The following is a 16,498-nucleotide window of genomic DNA, read 5'->3' as shown; positions in this document are numbered from 1 at the left end:
CAAAAAATGACAGTGCAAAATTAGTGAAAAGGACTTAAGAGTGATGGAAAATCAAGCTCACAACCCAGCCGAGTACCCAGCTACCGGTGCATTGGCACCAGCTGCAGCAGGAACCCTCCTTATTGAAAACACCTTGGTATATGGAGAGGGCGAGCCCACTTCCGTTTTGGTGAAAGACGGTGTCATTGCGGAAATTGCTGCAGAGATCACCGCCGCAGACCGCGATTCTGTAGACCGTGCGATTGACGCGCAAGGCGGAGTGCTGCTACCTGGATTCGTCGATATGCACGTGCATTTGCGAGAGCCTGGCCGTGAGGATACTGAAACCATTGCCTCCGGCTCTGCGGCTGCTGCCAAGGGTGGTTTTACCGCAGTGTTTACCATGGCAAATACCCAGCCAGTGATGGATCAGCCAGTTATTGCTGAGTCTGTGTGGTTTAAGGGCCAAAATATCGGCCTTTGTGATGTACACCCAGTTGGTTCTGTAACCAAGGGCCTTGGTGGCAAGGAATTGACCGAGTTTGGCATGATGGCTCGTTCCGAGGCTAAGGTTCGCATGTTCTCCGATGATGGAAAGTGCGTTGACGATCCGCTAGTTATGCGCCGCGCTTTGGAATATGCAAAGGGTATGGATGTGCTTATTGCGCAGCATGCCGAGGATCACCGACTTACCCAGGGCGCAACCGCTCACGAGGGTGAAAACGCCGCTCGCCTGGGACTACGTGGTTGGCCACGTGTTGCTGAGGAATCAATTGTGGTCCGCGACGCCATTATGGCGCGCGACTATGGCAACCGCGTGCATATTTGCCACGCTTCCACCGAGGGCACCGTGGAACTTTTGCGCTGGGCTAAGGGCCAGGGAATTCCAATTACCGCCGAGGTAACCCCGCACCACCTCACCCTCACCGATGAGCGTCTGGCCACCTACGATGCGGTTAATAAGGTGAACCCACCGTTGCGCGAAAGCCGCGACACCGAAGCACTTAAGCAGGCGCTTCTCGACGGCATCATCGACGTTGTTGCCACCGACCACGCTCCGCATGGTTCCGAAGATAAGTGCTGTGAGTTTGAAAATGCGAAGCCGGGCATGCTCGGTTTGGAAACCTCCTTGGCCATCATCGTGGATACTTTCATTGCCACTGGCCTTGCTGACTGGCGCTTTGTGGCTCGCGTAATGAGCGAGAAGCCTGCAGAAATCACCCGCTTGCCAGGCCACGGCCGTCCAATTGCCGCCGGTGAACCTGCAAACCTCACTATTGTTGATCCTGGTCGCGCTTGGACTGCTCATGGAGCGGAATTTGCTTCCAAGGCAGATAACACTCCTTTTGAAGGCCAGGAATTCAGTGCCAAAGTTACCCACACCATTTTGCGCGGCAAGATTACCTGTGAGAATGGGGAAGTGCCGGTTAACGCCTAGGGCTTCGCTTCTGTGGGGGCGTATTTACCAACTCCACACTGCATTGCATATCATGCAAAGTATTGAATAAACTTCATTCAGAGAATTCTCAACCCGCCCCTGATAAAGGGGCACACACACGAAAGGCGACAGTAGTCACCGTGAGTACTAACACCAATGAGAACAGCTACCAAGGAGTAACCGAGATCGGATCCGTTCCGGCTTACCTAGTCCTTGCAGATGGACGCACTTTCCGCGGCTTCGGCTTCGGCGCCGTGGGAACCACTCTGGGCGAGGCAGTATTTACCACTGCCATGACCGGTTACCAAGAGACCATGACTGACCCCTCATATCACCGCCAAATCGTGATTTCTACCGCTCCTCAAATCGGCAACACCGGTTGGAATGAAGAAGATGACGAATCCCGCGATGGCAAGATCTGGGTTGCAGGCCTCGTTATTAGAGATCTTTCCGCTCGCGTATCCAACTGGCGCGCCACCACCTCCTTGCAGCAGGAAATGGCCGACCAGGGTGTTGTCGGCATCGGTGGCATTGATACCCGTGCCTTGGTTCGCCACATTCGCCAGGAAGGCTCCATCGCAGCAGGCATTTTCTCCGGCACCGATGCAGAGCGTCCAGTAGCGGAACTCATTGAGATCGTAAAGAACCAGCCTGCAATGTCTGGTGCAGATCTTGCAACCGAGGTGTCCACCAAGGAGACCTACATTATCGAGGCTGAAGGCGAAATTCGCCACACTGTTGTTGCCTATGATCTGGGCATTAAGCAGAACACCCCGCGTCGATTTGCAGCTCGCGGTGTACGCACCGTGATTGTGCCTGCTGAGACGCCTTATGAGGAGATTAAGCAGTACAACCCATCGGGTGTGTTTATCTCCAACGGCCCTGGTGACCCTGCTACCGCTGACACCATGGTCAACATTGTCCGTGAGATCCTGGCCGAAGATATTCCTTTCTTTGGCATCTGCTTCGGCAACCAGATCCTGGGCCGTGCTTTCGGAATGGAAACCTACAAGCTGAAGTTCGGCCACCGCGGCATCAACGTACCAGTGAAGAACCACGTCACCGGCAAGATTGATATCACTGCGCAGAACCACGGCTTTGCACTTAAGGGTGAGGCTGGCCAAGAGTTCGAGACTGACTTTGGCACCGCAATTGTTACCCACACCTGCCTCAACGATGGCGTTGTAGAAGGTGTGGCATTGAAGTCCGGACGTGCATATTCCGTCCAGTACCACCCAGAGGCCGCAGCTGGCCCCAACGATGCAAGCCCCCTATTTGATCAGTTTGTTGAACTGATGGATGCCGACGCTCAGAAGAAAGGCGCATAAAAACAATGCCAAAGCGTTCAGATATTAACCACGTCCTCGTTATCGGATCCGGCCCCATCGTTATTGGTCAGGCTTGTGAATTTGACTACTCCGGAACCCAGGCTTGCCGCATCCTTAAAGAAGAAGGCCTGCGCGTTACCCTGATCAACTCCAACCCAGCAACCATCATGACCGACCCTGAGATGGCTGACCACACCTATGTGGAGCCAATCGAGCCGGAATACATTGACAAGATTTTCGCCAAGGAAATCGAGCAGGGTCACCCAATCGATGCTGTCCTGGCAACCCTGGGTGGACAGACTGCACTTAACGCAGCTATCCAGCTTGATCGTCTAGGCATCTTGGACAAGTACGGCGTAGAGCTCATCGGTGCTGATATTGAAGCAATCGAGCGTGGCGAAGACCGTCAGAAGTTCAAGGACATCGTGGCAACCATCGGCGGCGAGTCAGCTCGTTCCCGCGTCTGCCACAACATGGAAGAAGTACACGAGACTGTGGCAGAGCTTGGCTTGCCTGTTGTTGTGCGTCCTTCCTTCACCATGGGTGGCCTGGGTTCTGGCCTGGCTTATAACACCGAAGACCTGGAGCGCATCGCCGGTGGCGGACTTGCAGCCTCACCAGAAGCAAACGTCCTCATCGAAGAATCCATCCTTGGTTGGAAGGAATTTGAGCTTGAGCTGATGCGCGATAGCGCTGACAACGTAGTTGTTGTTTGTTCCATCGAAAACGTTGACGCGCTCGGTGTTCACACCGGCGACTCCGTTACCGTGGCTCCTGCACTGACCTTAACTGACCGCGAATTCCAGAAGATGCGCGACCAGGGCATTGCCATTATCCGCGAAGTTGGCGTTGATACCGGTGGATGTAACATCCAGTTCGCTATCAACCCTGACGACGGCCGCATCATCACCATTGAGATGAACCCACGCGTGTCCCGTTCCTCTGCATTGGCATCCAAGGCAACCGGCTTCCCAATTGCCAAGATGGCAGCGAAGCTAGCTATTGGTTACACCCTTGATGAGATCAACAACGACATCACCGGTGAGACCCCAGCAGCGTTCGAACCCACCATTGACTACGTAGTAGTCAAGGCTCCACGCTTTGCTTTTGAGAAGTTTGTCGGCGCTGACGACACCCTGACCACCACCATGAAGTCCGTGGGCGAGGTTATGTCCCTGGGCCGTAACTACATCGCAGCCCTGAACAAGGCATTGCGTTCCCTCGAGACCAAGCAGCAGGGTTTCTGGACCAAGTCCGACGAGTTCTTTGCTGGCGACCGCGCTCTTGATAAGAACGCAGTGCTAGAAGACCTCAAGCGTCCTACCGAAGGCCGCATGTACGACGTCGAACTAGCTATGCGCCTGGGTGCCAGCGTCGAAGAACTCCACGAGGCATCCTCCATTGATCCGTGGTTCCTCGCCGAGCTGGAGTCCCTGGTTAACTTCCGCCAGAAGCTTGTCGACGCCCCATTCCTCGATGAGAACCTGCTCCGCGAAGCTAAATTCATGGGTCTTTCCGACCTACAAATCGCAGCGCTGCGCCCTGAGTTTGCTGGCGAAGATGGCGTGCGTCGTCTGCGCCTGTCCCTGGGTATCCGCCCAGTATTCAAGACCGTTGATACCTGTGCAGCGGAGTTTGAGGCTAAGACTCCTTATCACTACTCCGCATATGAGCTAGATCCAGCTGCAGAGTCTGAAGTTGCACCACAGACCGAGCGTGAAAAGGTCTTGATCCTTGGCTCCGGTCCAAACCGCATCGGCCAGGGCATCGAGTTTGACTACTCCTGTGTCCACGCTGCGCTGGAGTTATCCCGTGTGGGTTATGAAACCGTCATGGTTAACTGCAACCCAGAGACCGTGTCCACTGACTACGACACCGCAGACCGCCTCTACTTTGAGCCTTTGACCTTCGAAGACGTCATGGAGGTCTACCACGCTGAGTCTCAGTCCGGCACCGTCGCTGGTGTTATTGTCCAGCTTGGCGGCCAGACCCCACTGGGCTTGGCAGAGCGCCTCAAGGCAGCTGGCGTCCCAGTTATCGGTACCTCTCCAGAAGCTATCAACATGGCTGAAGACCGTGGCGAATTTGGTGCTTTGCTCAAGCGCGAGAACCTCCCTGCACCTGCATTCGGTACTGCAACTTCTTTCGAAGAGGCGCGCACCGTAGCTAATGAGATCAGCTACCCAGTGCTGGTTCGTCCTTCTTATGTGCTGGGCGGCCGTGGCATGGAAATCGTTTATGATGAGCCATCCCTTGAGGATTACATCAACCGTGCAACTGAGCTCTCCACCGAGCACCCAGTGCTTGTTGACCGCTTCCTTGACAACGCCATTGAAATCGACGTCGACGCACTTTGCGATGGCGAAGAAGTTTACCTCGCTGGCGTCATGGAACACATTGAGGAAGCCGGCATTCACTCCGGTGACTCCGCATGTGCACTGCCTCCAATGACCTTGGGTGTGCAGGATATCGCCAACGTTCGTGAGTCCACCAAGAAGCTGGCAATGGGAATCGGCGTTAAGGGCTTGATGAACGTGCAGTTCGCCCTCAAGGATGACATTCTCTACGTCATCGAGGCTAACCCTCGTGCATCCCGCACCGTGCCTTTCGTATCCAAGGCAACTGGCGTGAACCTGGCAAAGGCAGCCTCTCGCATTGCAGTGGGTGCTACCATCGCTGAACTGCGCGCTGAGGGCATGATCCCAACCGATTACGACGGTGGATCCCTCCCAATGGACGCTCCAATCGCCGTGAAGGAAGCAGTCCTGCCTTTCAACCGCTTCCGTCGTCCTGATGGCAAGACCCTCGATACCTTGCTCTCCCCAGAGATGAAGTCCACCGGTGAAGTTATGGGCTTGGCCGATAACTTCGGTGCGGCTTATGCCAAGGCTGAGGCTGGCGCTTTCGGTGCACTTCCCACCGAGGGAACCGTCTTCGTCTCTGTTGCTAACCGCGACAAGCGCACTCTGATCCTGCCAATCCAGCGTCTTTCTTCCCTGGGCTTCAAGATCATGGCTACCGAGGGAACCGCCGGCATGCTGCGTCGTAACGGCATCGACTGCGAGGTTGTCCTCAAGGCTTCCGATATCCGTGACGGTGTGGAGGGTCGTTCCATCGTCGACCGCATCCGCGAGGGTGAAGTTGATTTGATCCTCAACACCCCTGCAGGTTCTGCAGGTGCCCGCCACGACGGCTACGACATCCGCGCAGCGGCTGTCACCGTAGGTGTTCCTTTGATCACCACCGTGCAGGGCGCAACTGCTGCAGTACAGGGCATCGAGGCCGTTAAGAACGGCATCGTCAGCGTCCGCGCGCTCCAAGAGCTCGACCACGCAAAGAAGGCCTAGGGCCTTGACATTCGGCGAGAAGCTTCTCGACGCCGCTGCGCTGAAGGGCAGGCTCTGCGTAGGAATTGATCCTCACGCAAGCCTGCTGGAGGCCTGGGGGCTGCCCGTGAACGTGGCTGGTCTTGCGGAGTTCTCACGCATCTGCGTGGAAGCTTTTGCAGACACGGTGGCATTGGTAAAACCACAGGTTGCCTTTTATGAGCAATTTGGATCCCAAGGTTTCGCCGTGCTGGAAGAAACCATCGGAACCTTGCGTGAAAAGGGCTGTTTGGCGGTCTCAGACGCCAAACGCGGCGATATCGGCTCCACGATGGCCGGTTATGCCACTGCATGGCTTGATCCAGCCTCACCGCTTGTTAGTGATGCTGTAACCGTGTCGCCTTATCTCGGCTTTGGTTCTTTAGCTCCAGTTTTGGAACTTGCGGAGGAACATGGCAGGGGAGTATTTGTCCTTGCTGCCACCTCAAATCCTGAAGCACGGGAGTTGCAGGACCAGGTCGGGCCAGATGGACGCAGCATTTCCCAGCAGATTATCGACGCAGTAGCAGAGGTAAATGCCGGGCATGCAGCTCATGGCAAGGCTGGCAACGTGGGCGTGGTGGTGGGAGCTACCTTGAGCAATCCTCCACAGCTCTCAGCGCTTAATGGACCCATCCTCATGCCGGGTGTGGGAGCACAAGGCGGCACCGCTGCGGACATTGCAGAAATTGCCGGAGATATGAACCATCTGGCATTCCCAAATGTGTCCAGATCCGTCCTCTCCCAAGGCCCAGATGTGGAAAATTTGCGGAATTCTGTAGCAAAAACTGCAACAGACTTTCCAGGTTTCCCCAGGTCATAAAGAAATGGCACCGCCTCCTTTGTAACGCTGTGACCAGCGGTTTTACAAGAAAGGGGCGGTGCCACCTTTGTGTTTGTGCAAGTAGTGCTAGACTATTCGAAAATCGCAGGCTGACATGCTTGGCATTCACCACGTGTACCCTCGATTTCCGGATACTTAAAGTGTCCGTTGGTAACTAGAAACTTACGATTACGGAGGAACCCCGTGGCCCTTCCACAGTTGACTGATGAGCAGCGCAAAGCAGCTCTTGCTAAGGCAGCAGAAGCACGCAAGGCACGCGCAGAGCTCAAGGAGAACCTGAAGCGCGGCAACACCAACCTCAAGGACGTTCTGGATAAGGCTGAGTCCGATGAGATCATCGGCAAGACCAAGGTCTCCGCTCTTCTCGAGGCTCTTCCAAAGGTTGGCAAGGTCAAGGCAAAAGAGATCATGGACGAGCTCGGAATTGCACAGACCCGCCGTCTGCGTGGCCTGGGTGACCGTCAGCGTCGCGCCCTACTCGAGCGCTTCGGCTTCGAAGGCTAATTCTCAGTGTCGGGCGATAACCAACAAGGCCGGCTCGTAATTCTTGCGGGCCCCTCGGCAGTCGGAAAGTCGACTGTGGTTGATCGCCTCCGCAATGACGTTCCAAACCTGTATTTCAGTGTTTCTATGACCACCAGGGCTCCACGTCCTGGGGAAGTAGAAGGCAAAGATTATTTCTATGTCAGCGCTGAACAATTTCAGGCGAAGATCGACCGTGGTGAAATGCTCGAATGGGCAGATATTCATGGTGGATTGCAACGATCAGGCACTCCCGCAGGGCCAGTAAATGAGGCACTGCAGGCTGGTCGTCCAGTACTAGTTGAGGTTGATCTCGCTGGTGCTCGAAATATTGCACGCCTCATGCCCGAGGCTGAAACCGTTTTCCTGGCACCACCGTCATGGGAAGTTTTGGTCGATCGATTGACTGGGCGAGGTACTGAAAGTGAAGACGTCATTGCTCGCAGGCTGGAAACCGCACGCGAGGAATTGGCTGCACAAAGCGAGTTTAAGCACGTGATCATTAATGATGATGTGGCAAAAGCCGTGAAGGCAATTGAGGATGTGCTCCTCGGCGCTTAGCCAAATAGCAGGGAGGTAAGGTATGCTTTGTCGATTGAGCATCCTTTCCGCTCTTTAACTACTGTCTACAAACTTTTGAAAAGGTGTCAGTGACCAACGTGAGCAACGAGACCAACGCCACCAAGGCCGTCTTCGATCCGCCAGTGGGCATTACTGCCCCTCCGATCGACGAGCTGTTGGATAAGGTCACTTCCAAATATGCGCTCGTGATCTTCGCCGCTAAGCGCGCGCGTCAGATCAACAGCTTCTACCAGCAGGCTGATGAGGGAGTGTTCGAGTTCATCGGACCACTCGTAACCCCACAGCCAGGTGAGAAGCCATTGTCCATCGCACTGCGTGAAATCAACGCAGGTCTGTTGGATCACGAGGAAGGCTAAAACTTTTAGAAGCTTTTAGCTTCTTAAGTGGCCTAAAATTTCACACGCCAATAACACCCACTGAGCACCGTTGTGCTGCGGTTGGGTGTTTTTGGCATGCCTGAGGGCAGGCTTCTGTGCGAGTTTAAAAGACTCAGCACTAGAGTGGTGGAGGATTAAATCTCTCCAGACCTTTAAGGATCATTGTCTATGTCTTCACAGACCACTCCAGCCCGCAAAATTGTCGTCGGTGTTGCCGGAGGTATTGCAGCATATAAGGCTTGCCAGATCATTCGGGCATTTAAAGAGGTCGGCGATGACGTAAGAGTGGTCCCCACCGCAGCAGCCCTCAATTTTGTAGGTAAAGCAACCTTTGAAGCATTATCTGGAAATCCAGTGTCCACCACCGTTTTTGACCAGGTGGACAGGGTGCAACATGTCAAAATTGGCCAGGAAGCTGATCTCATTGTGATTGCACCGGCTACCGCAGATTTGATGGCGCGTTTGGCGGCGGGGCGTGCAGATGATCTTTTGGCTGCCACTATTTTGGTTGCCACTTGTCCGGTAGTAATTGCCCCTGCCATGCATACAGAGATGTGGTTTAACCCAGCTACTGTGGCTAATGTCAACACCCTGCGGGAACGCGGCATTACCGTTATTGAACCAGCACACGGCCGGCTGACGGGCAAGGATACTGGTCCAGGCCGCTTGCCTGATCCAGAACAAATTGTAGATATCGCCAATGCCATCGCTTCTGGCGTTACCTTGCCACGCGACCTCGAGGGCAAACAGGTTCTCATTACTGCTGGTGGAACCCAGGAACATATTGATCCGGTGCGTTTTATTGGCAATAGTTCCTCTGGCAAACAAGGCTTTGCACTTGCGGAGATCGCAGCTCAACGCGGTGCAAAGGTCACCATCGTGGCGGGAAATACGGTAGAGCTATCCACTCCAGCAGGAGCTGAGGTTATTAAAGTCACCTCTACGCGCGACATGTTTGAGGCAGTACAAGCCCGCGCTACAGATGCTGATTTTATCGTGATGGCTGCAGCAGTGGCTGATTTTCGTCCAGATACCCAAGCCAGCTCAAAGCTAAAGAAGGGTTCTGATGAAGATGCCTTAAGTGTTATTCATCTGCTTGAAAATCCAGATATTTTGGCCACCACGGTGCAGCGCCGTACTGCAGGAGAATTGTCAAAAACCCCGGTCATTGTAGGTTTTGCGGCGGAAACTGGCGATGAAAAAACCAGTGCCTTGGAATATGCGCAGGCCAAACTTCATAAAAAGGGCTGCGATTTGCTCATGTGTAATGAGGTTGGGGTGTGCAAGGTATTTGGCCATGATGACAACCAAGGCTGGATTTTGGATGCCCATGGGGGAGTCGAAGAAGTTAAGCAGGGTAGCAAGCTTGAGGTGGCTGCGGCGATCTGGGATAGGGCCACTGCATTTCAGCAGTAGACTAGCCCAATTGCACAATTAGACAGCTTGGTCTATATTGTTTTAAGTATTCAAAACTTATTAGTTAATTTTCTTCGAAAGAAGGGTATTTGTGGCTCAGCCAACTGCCGTCCGTTTGTTCACCAGTGAATCTGTGACCGAGGGGCATCCGGATAAAATCTGCGACGCAATCTCAGACACAATCCTCGATGCTCTCCTCAGCAAAGATCCGCTATCTCGCGTTGCCGTAGAGACCGTGGTGACAACCGGCATTGTGCATGTCGTCGGAGAAGTCCGTACCAGTGAATATGTGGAAATCCCACAGCTGGTCCGCAATAAGCTCATTGAGATCGGCTTTAACTCCTCTGAGGTTGGCTTTGATGGCCGCACCTGTGGCGTTTCTGTGTCCATCGGTGAGCAGTCCCAGGAAATTGCTGACGGCGTGGATAATTCTGATGAGGCTCGCGCCAATGATGACGTGGATGAAGATGACCGCGCAGGTGCCGGCGATCAGGGCCTGATGTTTGGTTATGCCACCAACGAAACCCCGGAATTTATGCCACTGCCAATCGCTTTGGCGCACCGCTTGTCTCGTCGTCTCACCCAGGTTCGCAAAGAGGGCATCGTTCCGCACCTGCGTCCAGACGGAAAGACCCAGGTCACCTTCGCATATGACGCGCAGGATCAGCCATCTCACCTGGACACCGTGGTCATTTCCACGCAGCATGATCCAGAAGTAGACCGTAGCTGGCTGGAAACTCAGCTGCGTGAGCATGTTATCGATTGGGTTATCAAGGATGCCAATATTAAGCACCTTGCCACCCAGGAAATCAATGTGCTGATTAACCCTTCAGGTTCTTTTATCTTGGGTGGACCAATGGGCGATGCTGGCTTGACTGGCCGCAAGATCATTGTTGATACCTATGGTGGAATGGCTCGCCACGGTGGCGGAGCATTCTCCGGCAAGGACCCCAGCAAGGTTGACCGTTCCGCGGCGTATGCAATGCGTTGGGTAGCCAAGAACATTGTGGCTGCAGGCCTGGCGGATCGTGCTGAGGTACAGGTTGCTTATGCAATTGGTCGCGCAAAGCCAGTTGGACTTTATGTTGAAACCTTCGACACTAATAAAGAAGGACTAAGCGACGAGCAAATTCAGGCAGCAGTGCTTGAGGTATTCGACCTGCGTCCAGCAGCAATTATTCGCGAGCTTGATCTATTGCGCCCAATTTATGCGCAGACTGCAGCATACGGCCACTTTGGTCGTACCGATGTGGATCTTCCTTGGGAAGCAACCAACCGTGTTGAGGCGCTTCGCTCCACCCTCAATCTGGCCTAAAACGGCTATGTAGTATCTTCGGATTTATGGCATCAACCCGCGTCCCCGCTCCAGAGTTATCAGTGGCGCGGGTTCTTCCATTGCTAGGGTTGCCCCACCTGGACCGCCTTTTTGATTATCGCATCAGCGCGGATCAAGACCGCGATGCCCAACCAGGTGTGCGGGTCAGGATCCGGTTTGCAGGCAGGCTTGTCGACGCAATACTCATCTCACGCACTGCTTCCACCACACATAAAGGAAACTTGGCGTGGTTGGATCGCGTAATTTCACCCTTTGTGGTTTATCCACCACAGCTTTCTCAATTGATTGAAGCCCTTGCCGAAAGATATAGCGGGGTGCGCTCGGATTTGATTCGGTCAGCGATACCAGCACGTCATGCGGGAGCAGAGGACTCTCAATTGGAAAGTACCTGGGAAGAATTGGGCACTGCCCTGGAACCAGATCTTTCTTCCTGGTCTGCTTATCAGCATGGACAGTCTTTTGTCGATGCGGTTTTAGCTGGCACTACTGCGCGTGCTGCGTGGCAGATTGCTCCAGGTGATGATTGGGCTTTGGCACTTGCATCATTGGCAGTGAAAGTTGTGGTTGATGGAGCTGGCGCCTTAATTGTGCTTCCCGATCAACGAGACGTCGATAAGCTTGAAGCCGCACTACGCACCCTCGTTGCCGCTAAGCAGATCACCGTTTTAAATTCTGGTCTCGGGCCACAGGCCCGCTATCGGCGGTTTTTGTCCGTGCTGCAGGGGCAGGGGCGCCTGGTGGTCGGTACTCGCAGCGCGGCGTTTGCGCCGGTTAAAGACCTTAAATTGGCCATCATTGTCGGTGATGGGGATGATAACCTGGTTGATCCGCGCGCGCCTTATGTGCACGCCAGGGAGGTTTTGACGACACGTTCGGCGCTGGAAAAATGCTCGCTTATTATTGCCAGCCATGCGCGTACCGCAGAGACTGAGCTGCTGGTGGAATCTGGGTGGATGCATAATTTGGTGGCTCCGCGTGAGACGCTGCGCACCCGCATGCCTCGAATTCAAGCGGTGGCCGATTCCGATTTTGAGCTGGAACGTGATCCTTTGGCGCGTTCGGCACGCCTGCCTGCGGTGGCGTTTAAGGCACTGCGAGACGCTCTGGATCGCGAACAACCAGCGCTGATTCAGGTGCCCCGCAAAGGATATGTACCCACGCTGGCTTGTGGAAATTGCCGAACCCCGGCGCGCTGCCGGCACTGTAATGGGCCACTGGGGTTGCCACAGGGCAGCCCCACGCACGCCGGAGTGCCGACCTGCCGGTGGTGTGGACGCCCGGATTCTAATTTCCGCTGTCAAAGCTGTGGTTCTCCAAAGCTGCGCGCGGTGGTGTTGGGTACGGAAAGAACTGCTGAGGAGCTTGGTCGCGCTTTTCCAGCAGTGCGCATTATTACCTCGGGCGGAAATAAGATCGTGGATACTATTCCCAACCGTCCAGCAATTGTGGTGGCAACTCCTGGTGCTGAACCGCGGGTTCTTAATGGTTCCCAGCAATACTCCGGCCCGGAATCCCATGGTTATTATGGCGCCTGTTTGTTGCTAGATACTTGGGCATTGATGGGGCGGCAAGATCTGCGTGCCACTGAAGATACTTTGAGCAAGTGGACGGCAGCTGCCACCATGGTGCATTCCCATTTGCATGGGGGACAGGTAATTGTGGTTGCTGACGCTGCCTTCCCGGTGGTGCAATCGCTGATCCGCTGGGATGTTGTGGGAGCAGCAGCTGCGGAGTTGGAAAGCCGCCGGGAGGTAATGTTTCCGCCTTCAGTGCATATGGCAGCAGTTGATGGTGCTAGTGCTGCTTTGGACAATTTCTTGGAATTGGTGGAGTTACCAGCCCAAGCCGAAGTTTTGGGGCCAGTTGATCTGCCACCGGGTGTGACTTTGCCTGGCGAATATGATGAACAAAAATTTGGTCCGGTGCAGCGTCTTTTGATTCGTACACCTTTGGGACCGCGGGCTGAGTTGGGCCATGCACTACGAGCAGCGCAGGTGGCGCGGGCGGCACGGAAAAATGATTTGCCTTTGCGGGTACAAATGGATCCGCTGCACATCGGTTAAGTGAGGACCTCAGGTTCACCTCGAATTCGCTCGGAAGCCTGGATCTCCCTGATTTTTGCTTTAATGCTTGCAGATACTTATGTCCGATCAGACGCGGGGTAGGGAAGTTCCAAGCGGTGACGATAGGATAAGAGTAAGAGTTTATTTCCATCGTTTTATGCAAGGAGCTTTTCACCCACTATGACTGTTCGTGATGTCAGATTGTTTGGCGACCCCGTTCTAGTGAGCCGCGCCGATGAGGTTGTCGATTTTGATGAATCTTTGGCAACCCTGATTGCAGACATGTTTGACACCATGGAAGACGCCGGGGGAGTTGGCCTTGCTGCCAACCAAGTTGGAGTGCTGCGCCGCGTATTTGTGTTTGATACTTCCCACCAGCCTGGTGGCATGCGTGGCCATGTAGTCAACCCGGTGTGGGAGCCAGTAAATGAGGAAACTCAGACCGGTAATGAGGGATGCTTGTCCATCCCGGAGGTTTCTGCGGAAACCACACGATATGAGACTGTACGACTTTCCGGCCGAGATAAAGATGGCAATCCCATTGGATTTGTGGCAAATGGACTGTTGGCGCGCTGCATTCAGCATGAAACTGACCACCTTGATGGGGTGCTTTTCCTCAAGCGACTGGAGCCTGCGGAACGTAAGGCAGCAATGGGTGTAATCCGTGCATCCACCTGGTTTAATAGCTAGCCCCAAGATCGCCCCCAGTAGGACAGCCCTTGTAGGACAGTCCCAGTAGGAAGGAAACCATATGCGCCTGGTATTTGCCGGAACTCCCGAACCCGCAGTTGTTGCGCTGCAAAAATTAATTGATTCAGAGCATGAGGTGGTGGCTGTGTTGACACAGCCCGATGCTCGTCGCGGACGTGGAAGGACTTTGCATCCTTCGGCAGTTGCGGAACTTGCCGCTCAGCACGGCATCGAGGTGTTAAAGCCTGCAACATTAAAAGCTGATAGTGAAGATGGAAAAGCAGTGCGCCAGCGCTTGCAAGAACTGGCTCCCGATTGTTTGCCGGTGGTTGCTTTTGGGCAGTTGATCACTAAAGATTTGCTGGAAATTGCACCACACGGTTGGGTAAATCTGCACTTTTCCCTGCTCCCAGCATGGCGTGGGGCTGCGCCGGTACAGGCTGCGATTCGCGAGGGTGATCAGGTTACTGGTGCCACAACCTTCCGTATTGATGAAGGCCTCGATACCGGAGTGATCCTCTCCACCTTGGAAGAGCAAATTCTGCCCACCGATACCGCCGACGATCTCCTTGAGCGTTTGGCATATAGCGGTGGTGATTTGTTGGTTGAGACCATGACTGGCCTAGAAAATGGCAGCATCACCCCGCAGCCACAGGTCGGCGAGGCGTCCTATGCCTCAAAAATTTCCACTGAGGATGCCCGCATTGATTGGACACAGCCTGCGGAGGTCATCGACCGCCACATCAGGGCACATACTCCAGCCCCGGGCGCGTGGACCACGCTTGCCGACGCGCGCCTCAAGGTTGCGCCAGTCAAGCTCTCAGGCGAGGCACCGGTTCTAGAACCGGGCGTTATTAGCGCAGGTAAATCTGCCGTTTATGTAGGAACAGGCACAACTGCCGTAGAAGTGGTGGAGATTCAGCCACCAGGTAAAAAAATGATGAAAGCAGCAGACTGGGCGCGTGGCGTCCATCTTGAACAGGAAGCGAAATTTCTATGAGCCTTGATAAATCGGGCGGCTTCCGCTCACGTAGTGCCAAAGGTCCAGAACCTGAAGCTCAGAAGTCCGGACAGCAGCGTCAGACTCCCGGTCGTAGTGCACCTAAGCGTGGCGCACAAAATAAGAATATGCCAAATAAGCGACCCCAGGGACCTGGGCGTCCTGCCAAGAAACAGCTTTATGGCCGCGATGCCTCCGGAGAAATCCGCCACTTACGTTCCCTGGGTGTAGATAAGCCGCGCGAAATCGCATTTGAGGTGCTTGACCGTGTGCGCACCGGCGGTGCTTATGCCAACTTGGTATTGCCACGCCTGTTGAGCAAGCACAATCTCAGTGGCCGTGACGCAGCATTTGCTACGGAGATCACCTATGGCACCTTGCGTAAGCAGGGGCTGTTGGATTCTATTATCAAGGCAGCATCGGGCCGTGAGCTTTCTGATATCGACCCAGAAATCCTTGATATTTTGCGTTTGGGCGCTTATCAGGTGCTCTTTATGCGCGTGGAGGATCACGCCGCAGTAGATACCTCGGTAAAGATGGTGGGTGGCCTGAAGAAGTTCAAGGCCACAGGTTTTGCCAATGCCATCCTGCGCAATATCACTCGTACCTCTCCTGAAGCTTGGTTGGATAAGTTGGAGCCAAGCGAGGAAATCGCCAAGGTTGCTTTCCGTACCGCGCACCCAGAGTGGATTGCGCGTAGTTTTGCGCAGCTTTTGCCAGCGGCAGAATTGGAAGCTGCTCTAGAAGCAGACTCCGAGCGTCCAGTTGTCCACCTGGTGGCTCGTCCAGGTGAGATCAGCGCTGAAGAATTAGCACTAATCGTAGGCGGCGAAGAAGGAAAGTATTCTCCTTATGCCGTTTATTTGGAAGGTGGCGACCCTGCCGATATTGAACCCATCAAGGAGGGCTTAGCAGCCGTTCAAGATGAAGGTTCCCAGCTGATTGCCCGCGCGCTCGCAGAGATTCCTGTTAACGATGATCAAGGCAAGTGGCTTGATCTTTGTGCAGGCCCAGGTGGCAAGGCAGCGCTGGTTGGTTCTTTGGCACGTATGGAAAGTGCCAAATTGGATGCGGTGGAGATCTCTGAACACCGTGCACGCTTGATTGAGAAGTCAGTCCGCGGCCTGCCAGTCAAAATTCATGTGGGCGATGGCCGTTCCATCAACCTCGAGAATAATTATGACCGCGTGCTGGTTGATGCACCTTGTTCTGGTCTGGGCGCATTGCGTCGCCGTCCAGAAGCTCGTTGGCGTAAACAAGAAAGTGACATTGCAGAGCTCAACGTTTTGCAATTTGAGCTTTTGGAATCAGCAATTAAGAAGGCACGTTCTGGTGGCATTGTGGTTTATTCCACCTGTTCACCTGATTTGCGTGAAACCCGCGGTGTGGTTAATAAAGCGCTAGAAACCCTCGAGGTAGAGGAACTAGACGCACGCCCATTTGTGCCAGGCATGGAAGACACTGGAACTGAGAAGTCAGTGCAGATGTGGCCACATCGCCACGGTACGGACGCTATGTTCTTTGCGGTTTTGCGTAAAAAATAGCCACCAAAGGGGAG

13 protein-coding genes are annotated in these 16,498 nt (G+C 54.2%); all 13 read left to right on the top strand.

The features are described 5' to 3' along the window. Positions 1-43: 43 nt before the first annotated feature. The 13 genes from H924_RS07695 to H924_RS07635 all read left to right on the top strand — a co-directional run bounded on the left by H924_RS07695 (position 44) and on the right by H924_RS07635 (position 16,484). Complete coding sequence (locus tag H924_RS07695; RefSeq protein ID WP_015651398.1) at positions 44-1,417, top strand: dihydroorotase; 1,374 nt, start codon at positions 44-46, stop codon at positions 1,415-1,417. Between the two features lie 140 nt (positions 1,418-1,557). Further along, entirely contained in the window at positions 1,558-2,745 is a 1,188-nt protein-coding gene (carA, locus tag H924_RS07690; RefSeq protein WP_015651397.1) for a glutamine-hydrolyzing carbamoyl-phosphate synthase small subunit, read from the top strand. 5 nt (positions 2,746-2,750) lie between these two features. Further along, entirely contained in the window at positions 2,751-6,092 is a 3,342-nt protein-coding gene (gene carB, locus H924_RS07685; RefSeq protein ID WP_015651396.1) for a carbamoyl-phosphate synthase large subunit, read from the top strand. 4 nt (positions 6,093-6,096) lie between these two features. Continuing rightward, on the top strand, positions 6,097-6,933 hold the full coding sequence (pyrF, locus tag H924_RS07680) for an orotidine-5'-phosphate decarboxylase (protein ID WP_015651395.1): 837 nt from the start codon (positions 6,097-6,099) through the stop codon (positions 6,931-6,933). Positions 6,934-7,137: 204 nt separating this feature from the next. After that, complete coding sequence (gene mihF, locus H924_RS07675) at positions 7,138-7,458, top strand: integration host factor, actinobacterial type (protein ID WP_015651394.1); 321 nt, start codon at positions 7,138-7,140, stop codon at positions 7,456-7,458. Between the two features lie 6 nt (positions 7,459-7,464). After that, a complete protein-coding gene (gmk, locus tag H924_RS07670) occupies positions 7,465-8,037 on the top strand; it encodes a guanylate kinase (protein ID WP_015651393.1) in 573 nt (190 codons plus the stop codon). A gap of 89 nt (positions 8,038-8,126) precedes the next feature. Continuing rightward, entirely contained in the window at positions 8,127-8,414 is a 288-nt protein-coding gene (rpoZ, locus tag H924_RS07665) for a DNA-directed RNA polymerase subunit omega (protein ID WP_029703399.1), read from the top strand. 189 nt (positions 8,415-8,603) lie between these two features. After that, the gene (gene coaBC / locus H924_RS07660; protein WP_015651391.1) at positions 8,604-9,851 is read left to right on the top strand and encodes a bifunctional phosphopantothenoylcysteine decarboxylase/phosphopantothenate--cysteine ligase CoaBC; all 1,248 of its coding nucleotides are present in this window, start codon (positions 8,604-8,606) and stop codon (positions 9,849-9,851) included. A gap of 91 nt (positions 9,852-9,942) precedes the next feature. After that, on the top strand, positions 9,943-11,166 hold the full coding sequence (gene metK / locus H924_RS07655) for a methionine adenosyltransferase (protein ID WP_015651390.1): 1,224 nt from the start codon (positions 9,943-9,945) through the stop codon (positions 11,164-11,166). A 26-nt stretch (positions 11,167-11,192) separates the two neighbouring features. After that, a complete protein-coding gene (locus H924_RS07650) occupies positions 11,193-13,250 on the top strand; it encodes a primosomal protein N' (protein ID WP_015651389.1) in 2,058 nt (685 codons plus the stop codon). Positions 13,251-13,430: 180 nt separating this feature from the next. Then, entirely contained in the window at positions 13,431-13,940 is a 510-nt protein-coding gene (gene def, locus H924_RS07645) for a peptide deformylase (RefSeq protein ID WP_015651388.1), read from the top strand. Positions 13,941-14,001: 61 nt separating this feature from the next. Continuing rightward, positions 14,002-14,940, top strand: coding sequence for a methionyl-tRNA formyltransferase (gene fmt, locus H924_RS07640; protein ID WP_015651387.1), 939 nt, complete (start codon positions 14,002-14,004; stop codon positions 14,938-14,940). Continuing rightward, positions 14,937-16,484, top strand: coding sequence for an RsmB/NOP family class I SAM-dependent RNA methyltransferase (locus H924_RS07635; RefSeq protein WP_015651386.1), 1,548 nt, complete (start codon positions 14,937-14,939; stop codon positions 16,482-16,484). The genes fmt and H924_RS07635 overlap by 4 nt, the downstream gene beginning before the upstream one ends. Positions 16,485-16,498: the final 14 nt, after the last annotated feature.

The organism is Corynebacterium callunae DSM 20147 (genome assembly GCF_000344785.1).
Taxonomy (GTDB): Bacteria; Actinomycetota; Actinomycetes; order Mycobacteriales; family Mycobacteriaceae; genus Corynebacterium; species Corynebacterium callunae.
Note: the sequence above shows the minus strand (reverse complement) of the source record. Positions and strands in the feature narration are given on the sequence as shown.